The 13,898-nt window shown below is 64.4% G+C and carries 13 protein-coding genes; 8 read left to right on the plus strand and 5 right to left on the minus strand.

Features of this window, described 5'->3' with window-relative positions; translation table 11 throughout:
* The first annotated feature begins 103 nt into the window (after positions 1-103).
* Positions 104-322 carry a three-helix bundle dimerization domain-containing protein gene (locus ACPPVQ_RS04120; RefSeq protein WP_426518910.1) on the plus strand — a complete coding sequence of 73 codons (219 nt, stop codon included), beginning with the start codon at positions 104-106 and terminating at the stop codon, positions 320-322.
* 398 nt (positions 323-720) lie between these two features.
* Here ACPPVQ_RS04120 and ACPPVQ_RS04125 read toward each other — a convergent pair whose 3' ends face one another.
* Positions 721-1,212 (minus strand): MarR family winged helix-turn-helix transcriptional regulator, encoded by a 492-nt coding sequence (locus tag ACPPVQ_RS04125; RefSeq protein ID WP_426518912.1) that lies wholly within the window; start codon positions 1,210-1,212, stop codon positions 721-723.
* A 146-nt stretch (positions 1,213-1,358) separates the two neighbouring features.
* Between ACPPVQ_RS04125 and ACPPVQ_RS04130 the strand changes: the two genes are divergently transcribed.
* Positions 1,359-2,438, plus strand: coding sequence for an LLM class flavin-dependent oxidoreductase (locus ACPPVQ_RS04130; RefSeq protein WP_426518914.1), 1,080 nt, complete (start codon positions 1,359-1,361; stop codon positions 2,436-2,438).
* Positions 2,439-2,457: 19 nt separating this feature from the next.
* Positions 2,458-3,111, plus strand: coding sequence for an NADPH-dependent F420 reductase (locus ACPPVQ_RS04135; RefSeq protein WP_426518916.1), 654 nt, complete (start codon positions 2,458-2,460; stop codon positions 3,109-3,111).
* On the opposite strand, the gene ACPPVQ_RS04140 is transcribed toward ACPPVQ_RS04135, so the two are convergent.
* Together ACPPVQ_RS04140 and ACPPVQ_RS04145 are read right to left on the minus strand one after the other, a co-directional pair.
* Entirely contained in the window at positions 3,108-4,406 is a 1,299-nt protein-coding gene (locus ACPPVQ_RS04140) for an LCP family protein (protein WP_426518918.1), read from the minus strand. The two genes, ACPPVQ_RS04135 and ACPPVQ_RS04140, sit on opposite strands and share 4 nt — an antisense overlap.
* Positions 4,407-4,517: 111 nt before the next feature.
* Positions 4,518-5,804, minus strand: coding sequence for a phosphatidylserine decarboxylase family protein (locus ACPPVQ_RS04145; protein WP_426518920.1), 1,287 nt, complete (start codon positions 5,802-5,804; stop codon positions 4,518-4,520).
* A 163-nt stretch (positions 5,805-5,967) separates the two neighbouring features.
* On the opposite strand from ACPPVQ_RS04145, the gene ACPPVQ_RS04150 reads away from it, so the two are divergent.
* Positions 5,968-7,290 (plus strand): glycosyltransferase 87 family protein, encoded by a 1,323-nt coding sequence (locus ACPPVQ_RS04150; protein WP_426518922.1) that lies wholly within the window; start codon positions 5,968-5,970, stop codon positions 7,288-7,290.
* Between the two features lie 34 nt (positions 7,291-7,324).
* Here ACPPVQ_RS04150 and ACPPVQ_RS04155 read toward each other — a convergent pair whose 3' ends face one another.
* Positions 7,325-8,911, minus strand: coding sequence for an LCP family protein (locus tag ACPPVQ_RS04155; protein WP_426518924.1), 1,587 nt, complete (start codon positions 8,909-8,911; stop codon positions 7,325-7,327).
* Between the two features lie 122 nt (positions 8,912-9,033).
* On the opposite strand from ACPPVQ_RS04155, the gene ACPPVQ_RS04160 reads away from it, so the two are divergent.
* Entirely contained in the window at positions 9,034-10,059 is a 1,026-nt protein-coding gene (locus ACPPVQ_RS04160) for a DUF1214 domain-containing protein (protein WP_426518926.1), read from the plus strand.
* Complete coding sequence (locus tag ACPPVQ_RS04165) at positions 10,056-11,390, plus strand: DUF1254 domain-containing protein (protein ID WP_426518928.1); 1,335 nt, start codon at positions 10,056-10,058, stop codon at positions 11,388-11,390. Before ACPPVQ_RS04160 ends, ACPPVQ_RS04165 begins: the two co-directional genes overlap by 4 nt.
* 54 nt (positions 11,391-11,444) lie before the next feature.
* Here the strand turns inward: ACPPVQ_RS04165 and ACPPVQ_RS04170 are convergent, their stop codons facing one another.
* Positions 11,445-12,077 carry a trimeric intracellular cation channel family protein gene (locus ACPPVQ_RS04170; protein WP_426518930.1) on the minus strand — a complete coding sequence of 211 codons (633 nt, stop codon included), beginning with the start codon at positions 12,075-12,077 and terminating at the stop codon, positions 11,445-11,447.
* Positions 12,078-12,215: 138 nt separating this feature from the next.
* Between ACPPVQ_RS04170 and ACPPVQ_RS04175 the strand changes: the two genes are divergently transcribed.
* Positions 12,216-12,548 carry a hypothetical protein gene (locus ACPPVQ_RS04175; protein WP_426518932.1) on the plus strand — a complete coding sequence of 111 codons (333 nt, stop codon included), beginning with the start codon at positions 12,216-12,218 and terminating at the stop codon, positions 12,546-12,548.
* Between the two features lie 58 nt (positions 12,549-12,606).
* A complete protein-coding gene (locus ACPPVQ_RS04180) occupies positions 12,607-13,878 on the plus strand; it encodes an amidohydrolase (RefSeq protein WP_426518934.1) in 1,272 nt (423 codons plus the stop codon).
* Positions 13,879-13,898: the final 20 nt, after the last annotated feature.

A 13,898-nucleotide genomic window follows, 5' to 3' on the forward strand; every position in this document is an offset into this window, starting at 1 on the left:
CCAATTGGTCGCCGATGGTCTTGACGGCGGCGGCCGGGCGTATGGGTGCGGCTGGCGCAAGTGGCTCTTGGCAGCCGCTAACTCTATGGTGCACTCTGGCCTTATGGCCAGCCTCTCCAAGAAGAGCGAACGTGAAGCGATCGACGAGGTCGCCAGCCGTTTGAAAGACAAGTACAAGGACGCCTCCAAGGACCACGTCAAGCAGGTCTACGAAGACGCGTACGCGAACTTCAAATCAGCCCGACTTCGGGACTACATCGCGGTCCTCGTCGAGCACGAAGCCAAGTCAACGCTCAACGCGGAGAAACGGAAGAAGAAGTAGTCCTTTAGGCGTGAGGGGCTGTATTAACTCGCTGGCCAGCGTCGTGAACAGTGCGAGTAGTTAGCTACAGCGTCTGTGGCGAAGCGGATTGATTCAGCTGATGATCCTCTCGATCGCCGGCTGCGCAGGACTGGCTCGACGCTGATTGCATGTGCGAGCCTCAAAATCGAGTAAGGGAACTTAGTCGGCTTGCCCACATTTTGCCCACACTTGAATCGGTGTCACGGTGATTTCCGTCATCACAGTCAACCCGACTCCCTCGGAATTCCGGGCTTTTCACTAGCCCATATCCTGCTTGTAACGGGCCAATTAGAGCACACGGCTCATGATCGTGGTGTCGCGGGTTCAAGTCCCGCCCCCGCTACTGGCCCCGAGATCTCGCCATCTCGGGGCCTTCTTCATGCCGTTTGGCCGGGCCTGTGATCGTCGAGGCGAAGGTGCCGACGCAGCGCCGCCACGATGTCTTCGAGAGCTGTGAGTTGGTCATCGGAGAGCGCGTCGACGAACAGTTCTTTGACCGCGCGAAGGTGCGGGACGGATCCGTTCCGAAATGACGCCAGGCCGACGTCGGTGAGCACCACGTCCACCCCATGCACGTCGTCAGCGCAGGCGACGCGGCGGATGAGCTCACGGTTCTCCATGCGCCCCAGGTGATGCGAGAGCCGACTGCGCTCCCACCTGATCCGTGTTGCGAGCTCGGATGATCGCAGTGTGTGACCGGATGCCTCACTGAGCGCGAGCAGAACCTGGTAGTCACCCGACGACAGCGATGACTCGCTCAGCAGCCGGGCCCCGAGTCGCGAACGCAGTACGTCGGCCGTCTCGATGTAGTCGCGCCATACGTCGAGTTGCGGGCGGGTCGGAGCCGAGCGGTGCCGTTGTTGATCCATGACCCTCCTAGGGAATTGACACGTCAACTCTAGCGTTGTAGCGGTCAGACGGCGAGATCCGGCCAGAGGTGGCCGGTCCAGTGTTCGCCGACGAAAAGAGGACGATAAGCGTGATTGCGGGACATGTTCGGGACATTGAGTTCGGATTGAACTCGTTCGGCGACGTCGCCTCCGACGACGGTCGCACGTTGTCTGACGCGGAGACGCTGCGGCTGCTCGTCGGGGAGGCGCAACTGGCCGAAGCCGTCGGGTTGGATGTCTTCAGCGTCGGCGAACACTATCGGGAGGGGTATGTCGACTCTGCGACGCCGGTTCTGCTTGCCGCCGCGGCCCAGGCAACGTCGACGATTCGCCTGGGAACGTCGGTGACCGTGCTCTCGACGCAGGACCCGGTACGGCTCTACCAGGAGTTCGCGACGGTGGACGGGATCTCGGGCGGACGCACCCAGCTGGTCCTTGGCCGGGCGTCGTCGATCGAGTCGTTCCCGCTCTTCGGGTTCGACATCGCCGAGTATGAGGCGCTTTTCGAAGAGAAGCTCGGACTGTTCCTTCGGCTGATGCGCGAGGACCGGGTCTCCTGGTCCGGCACGTACCGCACGCCTTTGGACGACATCCGCCTCCACCCGCGGATGCCCGAAGGCGGGATCCCGGCCTGGCTCGGAATCGGCGGCAGCCCCGAGTCCGTCATCCGTGCTGCGCGGAATGGGCTGCCGTTGATGATGGCGATCATCGGCGGCCGTCCTGAACGATTCGCGGGCCATGCCGAACTGTACCTCCGCGCGCTCGACCAGTTCGGTCAGCCGGAACTGCCGATCGGGCAGCACTCCCTCGGGCTGATCGCCGACACCGACGAGGAAGCCAAGACCGTGTACTGGAAGTACTGGGAGCCCGTGCTCGCCCAGGCGAGCAGAGAGCGCGGCTTCTACCCGCCGACGCCGGAGCGATACGCCGACGAGGTCACTACCGGCGCGCTCTACGTCGGTTCAGCCGAGACCGTCGCACGAAAGATCGCCGGGATCGTTCAGGCCAACCACCTGTCCCGGTTCGACCTGAAATACGACCTGCACCTCCTTCCCCGGCAGGTTCGCGAACGCAGCATCCAGCTGTTCGGCGAGAAGGTCGCCCCACGCGTGCGTGAGCTCCTCGCCGAGAGCGAGGACGACTGGCAGCTCGAAGGCCGGGACCCCGCACGGATCACGAAGAACGGCACAGCCGTCCACGGCTGAGTACAGACATGGAGAACACGTGAAAGACATCCGCACGATCGGCATCCTCGGCGCCGGCAAAGTAGGCACGGTCCTCGCCAGACTCGCGCTCAAGGCCGGATACCGGGTGCTCATCGCCGGCTCTGGGGATCCCGAGCGCATCCGTCTCACCATCGACGTCCTCGCGCCCGGAGCCGTCGCCGTCCGCCCCGAAGAAGCAGCCGGCGCCGCTGATGTCGTCATCCTCGCTCTCCCGTTGGGGAAGTACCGGAGTCTCCCCGTCGGATCGTTGCAGGGGAAGCTGGTCATCGACTCGATGAACTATTGGTGGGAAACCGACGGAATCCGCGACGACCTGGATGACCCTCGCACCTCGACCAGCGAGATCGTCCAGGAGTTCCTCGCTTCATCGCGCGTCGTGAAAGCACTGAACCACATGGGCTACCACGACCTCGAGGAGGAGTCACGACCCGCCGGATCATCCCACCGGAAGGCAATAGCTGTCGCAGGAGACCGGGACGACGACACGGCACAGGTCACGGCCATCGTCGACGCGCTAGGGTTCGACCCCCTGCTTATCGGGCCGCTTTCCGCCGGTGCTGCCCTCCAGCCCGGCAATCCGGCATTCGGTGCCGACGTCACCACTGGGAAGCTGCGCCAGCTGATCCAGGAACCCGCCGTGCGCACAGGCTAGTTGCCTTTCGTGCAGGTCTGCTGGTCGGCTGTTTGCCCGGTCACGTTCGAGGGGAGTGCGACACTCGTCGGGCCCGGGGTGGGCGTTGCTGTCGCCGTCGATGGTGCAGCAGCCGCCGGAGTCGAGCTCGGCGCTGGAGTGGGTGCGGGCGCGGTTCCGGGTGCGGGGACGGCGGCGACACCGAGCTTGCCCGAGAGCTGGATGGGCTGATCGTTCGCAAGGGCGCCCTTCAGGAGGGTCACAGCCTCCGACGACGCCACCACTCGATTGGGATCGGTCGGGTCGGTGCCGGTGGGGTATTGAAGGAAGACGATGTTGCTCAGGCTGACGTTCTTGAGGGCCAACGCGATCCCAACGAGTGTGGTGGGCTGGGTGAGCGTGTCGGAAAGCACCATGTTGGTCACTGCCGCGTGGGCGAGCGTGTACAGCGTCACGGGATTACTGAGTACCCCAGCGCTGGTGACCTTGCGGAGCAGGGCGGAAAGGAACAGCTGTTGGTTGCTGATCCGGCCGAGGTCGCTGCCGTCGCCGACACCGTGGCGGCTGCGGACGAAGGCCAGCGCGTTGGCTCCGACGAGGGTCTGCTGGCCCGCTGGCAGGTTCAAGCCGACGTAGGGGTCGGTGAGGGGGGTTGCGAGACAGACGGGGACGCCACCGACTGCGTTCGACATCCCGATCACCCCGTCGAAGGAGATCTCGGCCGCGTACGGGATGCTCAATCCGGTCAGCTGCTCAGCGGTCAGCACAACGCAGGAGAGGCCTCCGGTCGACAGCGTGGTGTTGAACATCGCGCTGCTTTGCGCGTAGCTGCTCCCTCCCTTGCCATCAGGGCAGGCGGGGATGGCGGTCATCAGGTCGCGCGGGATGCTGATGACGGTGGCATGCTTGTGGTCCTTGGAGATGTGCAGGACCATCGTCACGTCGTTGTTGCCTGCGCCAGAGCTGGCGGCCTGGTCGGCAGCGTTGTTGAACTTGCCGCCCTGGCCGGTGCGCGTGTCAGTACCGGTCAAGAGCAGATTGACAGCGCCGTCCACTGCACCCACATTCGGGATCGGCCGCGCGGGCTGACCGGGAGCGCTCAACAGGTGGATGCCCGGTTTGATCGACGAAACAGTGTCGACCACTGCGTAGGCAGCGACACCGGCACCGCTGACGAGAAGGACCGCGAGGGATGCGCCGAGCAGCTTGAATATGCCGACCCGGGCGCGGCGTGGTTTCAGGCGCCCGTGGCGCGTCGGCGCAGGAAGGCCTCGGCTGCGCTCACGCAGCCGAGGCGGGTGCTGCTCAGGGTGCAAGGGTCGTACTCCGGTTCGGGGTGGCTCATGGCGCGATCATGCCGCGGCCAACCCAAGTTACTGGAGCATTCTCCCGAATCCCTCCATAGTCCTGAGAGAACCGGCAGCCGGTTACCCGACTTTCCCCTCGCCGGGAGAGTGAGCCGTGCGGGCTGTGGCAAGTTTGGACCGAACTCTTACTGCAGACGGATGCGGGACGTCCGACTGTGGGATCGCGGCGGCGGCGAACTCATCGATGACACCTGGGCGGAAGACCAGGCACTCCGTCGAGCCTCCGAACTGGAAACAACCGAGCTCCTCACCCTTCTCGAGGTGGTAGCCGGGCACCACTTTCGTGTCGATAACGCAGGTGGAGACCTCAACCATTCCGACCGGAACGACTGCCATCAGGCCGATGACGGGGTTGTCGGCCCGGATCAGGATGATCGCACGCGTGGCTACGTGTGCCAGATAGGCCTGCGAGTTCATCGCCTCGACGGCGTCGCGCCCTTCCGCGTCGGCCTCAGAAAAGTAGGTTCCCGGCTGCACGAATGCGCGAACGACTGTGCCGGCGACAGGGCTGTGCCAGCGGTGGTAATTGAGCGCGCTCAGGAACGCCTGGTACACCGTTCCGCCGACGAACTGGTCCACCGACTCATCGTTGGCAAGCATGTCCTCGAGCGAATACGGCTGGGCTTTGACCCAGAACCGGCTGCGTCGCGCGACGTCGAGACTGATCTTGTAGGGGGTGGACTCGCATGCACTGACAATGATGCTGTCGTCGTATGGGGAGGCTACGGGTCTCGCGTCGGGCTTGAATCGCCGTGTGAAGAAATCATTCCAGGACGTGAAGCCCCAGTACCGGTCGTCAGGGTCGTGCTCGTACTGCGTCATGCCAACAACCTGTTGGGCTTGTGGAGATTTCCATCCGCTCTCGGACTCGTTCAGCACGTACAGTGAGTCCCGGCTGGTGAGGAATTGGTGCCACGCATCCAACACCTTCTTCAACATGGTGTTGATCCGGGGGTCGCGGTAGGCGGCGAAGCCAGCCGTGGTGCCCATCGTCCAATCCAGGATCCCGGCCAACGGGGTCGTGATCATCGAGCCTTCGCTGAACTCCGGCGCCAGCGTCAACACGTCATTGATGAGACGCAGCAGCTGGTCGACGCTTTCCAGATGGCGCTTCCCGTACGGCTTCGACCTCGGCACTTCCTCAATCATCCGGGTCATATACATTCGCACAACGGGGTCGGTGTCGATCAACTCCCGGAACTCCACGATGACCGGGTGAAGTGCCGCCGCCTCCGCTCGTTCCTCTATGCGCCGCGTCCGGCCCTCAAGCCACGACTCGAGATCGTCCTGCTCCGACGGCAGCCAACCGCCTCGCCGTTTCACGTCGTCACTCAATCCGTCAGCCATGGGCCCAGCGTAGGCGCGTCAAACGTCGCGTCAACCCTTCCAATCGACACGCTGCCCTGCTCCGGTGAGTGGGGGCGCGCCTCGTTATTCAGGCGTTCACTTGTGGCGCGTAGGCTGGCCGAACCCTATCTTCACCTGACACGGCTGATCGGAGGATCTTTTCGTGAGTGCGGTGGGCGAGTCGGTCGAGGTCGATGGTGGTGGGCTTCGACCCTCCGTTCCGTGGTTCGAGCAGCGAAGGAACGTGCTCAGCGCGTTCGTCGGCTTGCATGCCATCTTTCTTGTCGCGCTCGGGCCGACCATTCTCACCGGAAGTGTTCTCGGGGACCTGCCGTTGTACCGGACCTGGGCGATCGACGCCCTGAACTACGGGCAATGGCCGGGAATTTCCGAATCATGGGTGTACCCGGTTGGTGCACTCGCCCCCATCCTCGCGGCTGCGATCGCCGGGCCACTCTTCTTCCAGCTGATCTGGTTCGTGATAATCACCGCGTTGAACGGTTGGTCGGTCCTCGTGCTGATCAGAGGAGAGTCGAGCGCAGGCTACCGTGCCGCGTGGTGGTGGATGCTGTTCCTGCTGTTGATGAGCCCGGTGGCCCTGTTGCGTCTGGAAGGTTTGACCGCGCCGCTCGTCGTCGTCGGACTGATCTGGCTGGCACGGCGCCCCCTGATCGCCGGAGTCCTGTTGGCGTTGGCCGCGTGGATCAAGGTGTGGCCGGCGGCCGTGGTGTTGGCCGCCACCATCGGACATCGCCGGCGCTGGCCAATGCTCGCGGCCGCTGCAGGCGTGACCGCGGGCATCGTCGCGACCGTCGCCGCGTTAGGCGGGCTACGGTTCGTGGCCGGGTTCGTGACCACCCAGGCGCAGCGGGGCCTTCAGCTGGAAGCGCCCGTGACGACGCCATGGTTGTGGATGGCGGACCTGGGCGCCCCGAACACGTACGTGTGGCAGAACAACCTTCTGAGCACCGAGGAGGTCAGCGGCCCCGGCGACAGTGTCGCTGTCACTGTGATGGGGTTCGCGATGCCGATCGCGCTCGCGCTGATCCTCGTACTCATGCTCTGGGTGCACCGCACAGTCGGAGCCCATCCGGGCCTGGCGCTCCTCGGTTCGCTGGCTCTGGTCACCGCACTCGTCGCCTTCAACAAGGTCGGGTCGCCCCAATACATACTCTGGATCGGCCCCGTCGTCGCGGTCGGCGTCATGGCCGACCCGCCCGGGTGGCGTGTCCCCTCCAGGCTGCTTCTAGCGATCGCGGGCCTGACCACGCTCATCTTCCCCATCCTCTACATGCCCCTCGTCGGCGGTGACATGGCGGCCGCCACCGTTCTGACCGTCCGCAACGCGCTACTCCTGGTCCTGCTGGGCTGGGCCATCGCCGGGCTCATCGCCCTGCGAAAAAGCCAAAGAGGCAGTAGTGCGACTTCTGCGGACAGTTCACGCGCGAGCGACGCACGTGTTGGGTTCGCCGGCTCCGACACCTGAGTCACCGGAGCTCCAGGTCGAGTGTCTTGCGGGATCAGTTGATGCAGACCGTGGCGCTGTAGTTCTTGGCCGGCGAGCTCGGGGTCGGGGTCGTCGCCGGCGATCCGCCGCCCGCGGCCGCAGCTCCGCTGGTCGGGGCTGCGGGCATGATGCCGTCGTCGCCGAGCGTCACGGTGACGCCCTTCACCGCGGAGGACTCCTGCACCGTTGCCCCCGACAGGTATGCGGCGACGGCCTTGGCCTGCGACTCCTGACCCGCCGGATACTGGATGAGCGTGGCCGCGCGGGTGGCGGCGTCGCCGGGCGTGCCGGTCTTGAATCCGGCTGCGGCCAGGGTCTGCGTCGCCTGGGTGGCGGCGCCGTTGGCGCTGCCACCGTTCAGCACGGTGACCATCACATCCGCAGGCTTCGCCGCGGTCGCCTTGTCGTAAGCGCTCGGTTGCGGCGGCGGACCGACCAGGCTCTGGATGAAGGCGGGCATCGCGGCCGTGTCCACCTCGACGATCGAGAGGTCCTGCCCGTTGACCGTGATGGTGGGGGTGCCCGCGATGGGGATGGTCGCCGACTGGATCTTGGCGCCGGTGAGGCTCTGCAGCTGGGTGGCCAGCGAGAGAAAGTTGAGGCCGGGGTCGGTCTCGAGTGAGCCGCTCACCGCATCCAGAACCTGGGTGAGTTTGCCCGGGTTGAGCAGAGTGCCGGCCGAAAGGAACTTGTGCGCCTCAACGGAGAGGAAATACTGCTGCCGCACGACCCGATCGAGGTCGCCCCGCGGCAGACCGTGCCGCTGACGCACGAACGCCAGGGCCTGGTGCGCGTCGAGCGTCGAGACGCCCGCGGGAAAGTCGGCCTGGGAGTACGGGTCGTTCACCGCGTTGTTGAGGCAGACCTGGATGGGCCCCAGCGCGTTGGCGATGTCATAGAAGCCCAGCAGCGAGATGCGCACATAGTGGTCGATCGTGAGGCCGGTCAGGTTCTGCACCGTCTGGATGAGTAGTCTCGCGCCCCCAGCGGAGTCACTTCCGTTGCTGCCGGTTCCGAGCGAGAACGCGGCGTTGAGCTTGTTCTTGCCGTGACCTGGAACGTCCACCCACGAGTCGCGGGGTAGGGAGATGAGGGTGGCCGACCGGCCGTCAGAGGGGATGTGCAGGATCATCATCGTGTCGGTGTTGGTTCCACCGCCGTCGGCCGTGGTTCCGAGCTGGTTGAGCTCGGCCTGCGAGGCGCCGTCGGGCCGATGGTCGTCGCCGACCAGGAGGATATTCTGGGCTGATCCGTCGAGGTCGTTTTTGGGCTTGTTCACCTGGGAGATGGCGTCGACGTGTTTCACGCCGTTGACGAAACGGAAGTAGCTGTAGGCCGCGTAGCCGCCGAGCACGACCAGCACCGCCGCGAGTCCGAAGGCGGTCCAGGCGATGATGCGCTTGGTGCCGCGACGTTTGCCCGGCTTGCGTGGCCCACCGCCCTCGCTGGACCCTCCGGCTGGGCGACCCGAGCCGATTCCGTTGCCACCGCTGCCGCCGACACCGCTGCCGGCGGCAGCGGGAACGCGGCCGAAGATCTCGGTGGCCGGCTCGCGGTCGTAGCGGGGCTTCTCGGGTTGGGGGAAGGTCGGGCGTCGCACACGGAAACGTTATGCGGTCGGTCCTGCGAATGGGCTGGCCAACGCGGTGGTTCTCCCGGAATCGTCAGCAGGCTCTCAGTCAAAGTGATCTCGCGTTCCCTCTTTATTGCTTCCTTGTGCGATTGACTGTCACCGAGCCATACTCAGTCGACGAATCGCCTCCTTGTAGAAGGGTCGCCATGCCAGAGGAAGCAGTCTTGGTCACCGTTGAGAACTTCGTCCGCGCGGAAACGGACATGATGTTCGACTCCATCGTGTCGGATGCTGGGGGAACGAACCGGTGGACCATCCGGCGGGAACCGACGCCGCTTGACCATCAGCCCATCATTCGGCTCAACCGCGACACGCTCTATAGCGGGATCGTGGTTGACGTGTCCCAGGGCGCGACGTTGACGCTGCCCGATGCCGCGGGGCGTTACGTATCGGCGATGGTGGTGAATCAGGATCACTACATCCCGCTGGTATTGCACGAGGCCGGCACATATGAGCTGACCGAAGCCGCCTGCGGAACTCCGTTCGTCATGGTTGGTGTGCGTATCCTTGTCGACCCGGAGGATAGCGCAGACGTTGCCGAAGTGAATCGGCTGCAGGACCTGGTTGCGGTAACGTCCGTCGCGGGCGGCGGCTTCCACCACGAGACGTATGACGCCGCAAGCCACGCCGAGACTCGAGGCCATGTGCTCGCACTCGCGAAGGGGCTCCGGTCGTTCGCAGGTGCGTTCGGAGATCGCACAGAGACGGATACGCTGCACCATTTGCTCGGAGCGGCGGCAGGGTGGGGCGGCCTGCCGGAGAAGGAAGCGATATACCTCAATGTCGAGCCGAAGCTCCCCGCCGGCGACTACGCCGTGACCGTCAGGGACGTGCCGGTCGACGCGTTCTGGTCGATCTCGGTGTACAACGCGGACGGCTACTTCGAGCCGAACGACCGCCACATCAACACGGTCAACAGTGTGACCGCCGAGCGGAATCCGGACGGGTCGACGACGGTGCGCTTCGGAACCGGCGACCTCCCGAACACGATCCCCGTGACCGATGGATGGAACTATCTGGTGCGCTTGTATCGTCCTCGCCCGCAAGCGCTCGACGGCAGCTGGTCGTTCCCCACCGTCGCCGATTCCGAGCTTGCGGATGGGGGCGCAGCATGACTGACCCCCTCGACGATCTCGCACGCACGGCGTACCTGTTCGGGTTCCCGCTCGTGTTCAACCTCGACCAGGTCGCCCGGTACGTCACGACGGGTATCGGCAAGAATCCTGCAGCGGACTGGAACTCGTTCAGCCATGCACGCTCCCTCGCCGGACCGAGCGACACCTTCGTCACGATCAACAACGACACGGTCTACTCGATGGCGCAGCTCGACCTCGGAGTCGGCCCCATTCTGTTGGACGTCCCTGAAACGGCGGGACGATACTTTGTTCTGCAGTTCGTCAGCGCGTGGACGGACAACTTCGCCTATATCGGACACCGAGCTACCGGCACCCACGCAGGACGGTACCTGCTGGTCCCACCGGGCTGGACGGGCGAGGCGTCGGCCGGCCACACCATCGTTCGTGTGCCCACCCGCATCGCCTCGATCGTCGGCCGGTGGGCAGTCGCCGGCGATGACGACCTCCCGGCCGTGCACGCATTGCAGGACGCCACGAGACTGACACCGCTCGATAGCACCGCGGTGCCCGCGGGGCTCCCGGAATACGCGGCGGCCGATTCCGAACCACTCACCTTCTGGGAGAAATACCGCGCTTGGAGCGATACCATACCGCCGGCGCCGCGCGACCACGAGCTGCAACACTCCTTCGCACAACTTGGACTCACCGGTGCTGGCGGGGAGCTCCAGAAGGAGGCGCTGAATGCTGGATACGCGGCCGGCCGGGAACTCCTCGATGAGTTGCTGGCCTCAGGCGGGGGCAACGCTCTCGTCAACGGATGGAACCTCACCTACCACTCTTTCGACTACAACCTCGACTACTTCGAGGTCGGCTCGCTCGACGAACCCCAGTTCAAGATCGAGGATCCCCAGCAACGGCTCGTGCAACGCGCCGGCGCAGCGCTCGGCGGGTTGTGGGGCAACCAAGCCTTCGAGGCGGCCTATATTGCCACCTACCTCGACAACACCGGGGAGCAACTCAGCGGTGAACACACCTACGAGCTCCACCTGAACCCGACCCCACCCGTCGGCGCATTCTGGTCACTGACCATGTACGACGTGCCCGACTACTATCTCGTCGATAATCCGATCGACCGATACTCCATCGGCGACCGCACACCCGGCCTGGTCCCCGAGGTAGACGGCTCGCTCGTCCTCACGATCTCGCATCTCGAGCCGCTCGATGCGAAGGCACGAGCGAACTGGCTCCCCGCCCCCGCCGGAGCGTTCCGTCCCGTGCTTCGAATGTATGAGCCGGCTCCGGCCGTGCTGAGCCGTGAGTTCCTCGTACCGGCAATTCAGAAGATCGGGCGCGGAGATGATCGCGTGTGAACACGGAGCGCCATTCGCGTCGCCGTTAAGCTCTCCTGCTGCAGACGCCCTTGCTTACTGGCCCTGGGGCTGATCGCCGACGGTGGTGGCGGCGCGGGGAACGTGCCAGTGGAATCGTAGGGACAGCACGCGGAAGACAAATACCAGTATCGCGACGAACAGTTGCGCGAGTGCGCTGTATCGTCCGATGGACCAAAGGATGGCGATCAGCGATGCGCCCACGATCGCGGGAACGGCGTAGAGGTCTTTCGGGTTGAATAGTTGGGGGTCGCGGTTGGCAACGACATCGCGTAACAGCCCTCCGCCCACTCCCGTTGTGACTCCGAGGATTGCGGCCCCAGGAAGATTCATACCGGCATGGAGTGCGGTGACCGTCCCTGTCGTGCAGAAAAGCGCGAGGCCTCCCGCGTCGAACAGGAGAAGCGTTCGGGGGAATCGCTCGACGCCGTGGGCCAGGAAATACACGAATAATGCGGCCGCGATGGGAGGGATAAGATGCACGGGCTGAGCGAACGCGGCCGGTGGAACTCCGAGGATGAGGTCTCGGATGATGCCGCCTCCGAGGCCGGTGAGCGCGCCCAACAGTAGCGATCCGATGATGTCGTACCCTCGCCGCGTCGCGACCATGCAGCCCGAAATCGCGAAGAAGAATGTGCCCGCCAGGTCGGCGACCAGCGACCAGTCCATGTCTTGCCGCCTTTCGTCTTATGTGGGGCCAAGCCTATGGCGGCCGCTCACGACGGCTCGGCGACGCCAACAAACGTCAGACCACTCGATTGCGCCGGAGGTCTAACCTGCCGAGTGCTTTGGGTCTAGATTGCGCTCATGATCGAACATTCAAAGAACCACCAGGACAGGCTTCCTCAGGGAGAACAACCGATCACGGAAGTGGAAGCCGATCGATTGGATGAGGACGGCCGCCATGCCGGATGGCTTGTTCTCACACCGAACAGGATCATCTTCATCGACGACGAGCACGACAGCGGGCGCCACGACGACGACATCGATCACATCGATTTTCAGGGTGCCGACCTGACGGGTGACGAGACTGTCGGCACTTTGGCGATCAGCTGGAGCGATCAGGGGAAGGTCTACGAGGGCAGCACCATTGAGCTCAGAGCCTTCAAAGCTGCGATCGAGGACCAGTTGAACCCGTAGCTGGACACGGGCGCCCGCGACATTGGTCGTGCGGCGGCACCGGGAGGAGGAGCGATCGATGGACGAGAAAGACTCAGCCGCGAAGACTGTGCTTGCTGGCCAGTCGCAGATCAGAGGCTGGCAGGAAGAGCTTTATAAGACGGTGCACCAGCATCCGGAACTCGGCCATCAAGAGGTGAAGACGGCCGCGGCGGTCGTCGATGCCCTGCGGGGCTTTGGTTTCGACGTGCAGGAGAAGATCGGGTCGACCGGTGTCGTCGGAATCCTGAAGAACGGCGACGGTCCGACTGTGCTCATGCGGGCGGACATGGACGCCTTACCGGTTGCCGAGACCACCGGACTGCCATACGCGAGTACCGTGCACGCGACCGACGGGAACGGGGAAGATGTGCCCGTCATGCACGCGTGCGGTCACGACGCCCATGTCGCTTGTCTGCTCGGTGCGGCGCGATTGTTGGCGGAGAAGAAGGATGTCTGGCATGGCACCTACATTGCCCTGTTCCAGCCGGCGGAGGAACTCGCCGATGGTGCGGAGGTGATGCTGAAGGGCGGCCTCGTGAAGATGATCCCGCATCCGGATGTTGCTCTGGCCCAGCATGTACTTCCCTTTCCCGCCGGCCGTGTCGGCACGAGACCCGGCGCGTTTCTCTCCAGCGGCGACAGCATGCGCGTAACAGTGTGGGGCCGCGGCAGCCACGGGTCGATGCCGCAGCTCTCCGTAGACCCGGTGGTACTCGCCTCGATGATCGTCGTGCGTTTGCAGGGCATCGTCGCCCGGGAGATCACGCCGGGCGAATTCGCGGTCGTCACCGTTGGACGGATCGCGGGCGGTTCGAAGAGCAACATCATCTCCGATCATGCCGTGCTCGAATTGAACATCCGCACCTTCAGTGAGAGCACCCGAATGACCATCGTGAACGCCATCCATCGCATCGTCGAAGGGGAATGCACGACCTCCGGCTCCCCGAAACCGCCCGAGTTCGAGCTCTACGACCACTACCCGGTCACCAACAACGACTCGGATACGACCGCGACCGTCGCGGGCGCATTCGCGCAGTATTTCGGCGACCAGGCGTTCACCATCGAGAGGCAGTCGGCGAGCGAGGACTTCAGCGAGATCCCCGACGCCCTCGGGGTGCCGTACTGCTATTGGGGGGTGGGCTGCATCGACCCGGACCTGTACGCAAAAGCCGAAGCCGCAGGAACCGTGTCCACGGACATCCCGGCCAACCATTCGCCGAATTTCGCCCCTGTGATCGAACCGACACTCGAAACGGGAACAGCCGCAGCGGTCGTCGCCGCGATGGCGTGGCTTGGCACTGACCACTGACTGTGTCGTCATCCCCTGGA

Origin of the sequence: Leifsonia sp. McL0618 (assembly GCF_049994905.1) — a bacterium.
Classification (GTDB): domain Bacteria; phylum Actinomycetota; class Actinomycetes; order Actinomycetales; family Microbacteriaceae; genus Diaminobutyricibacter.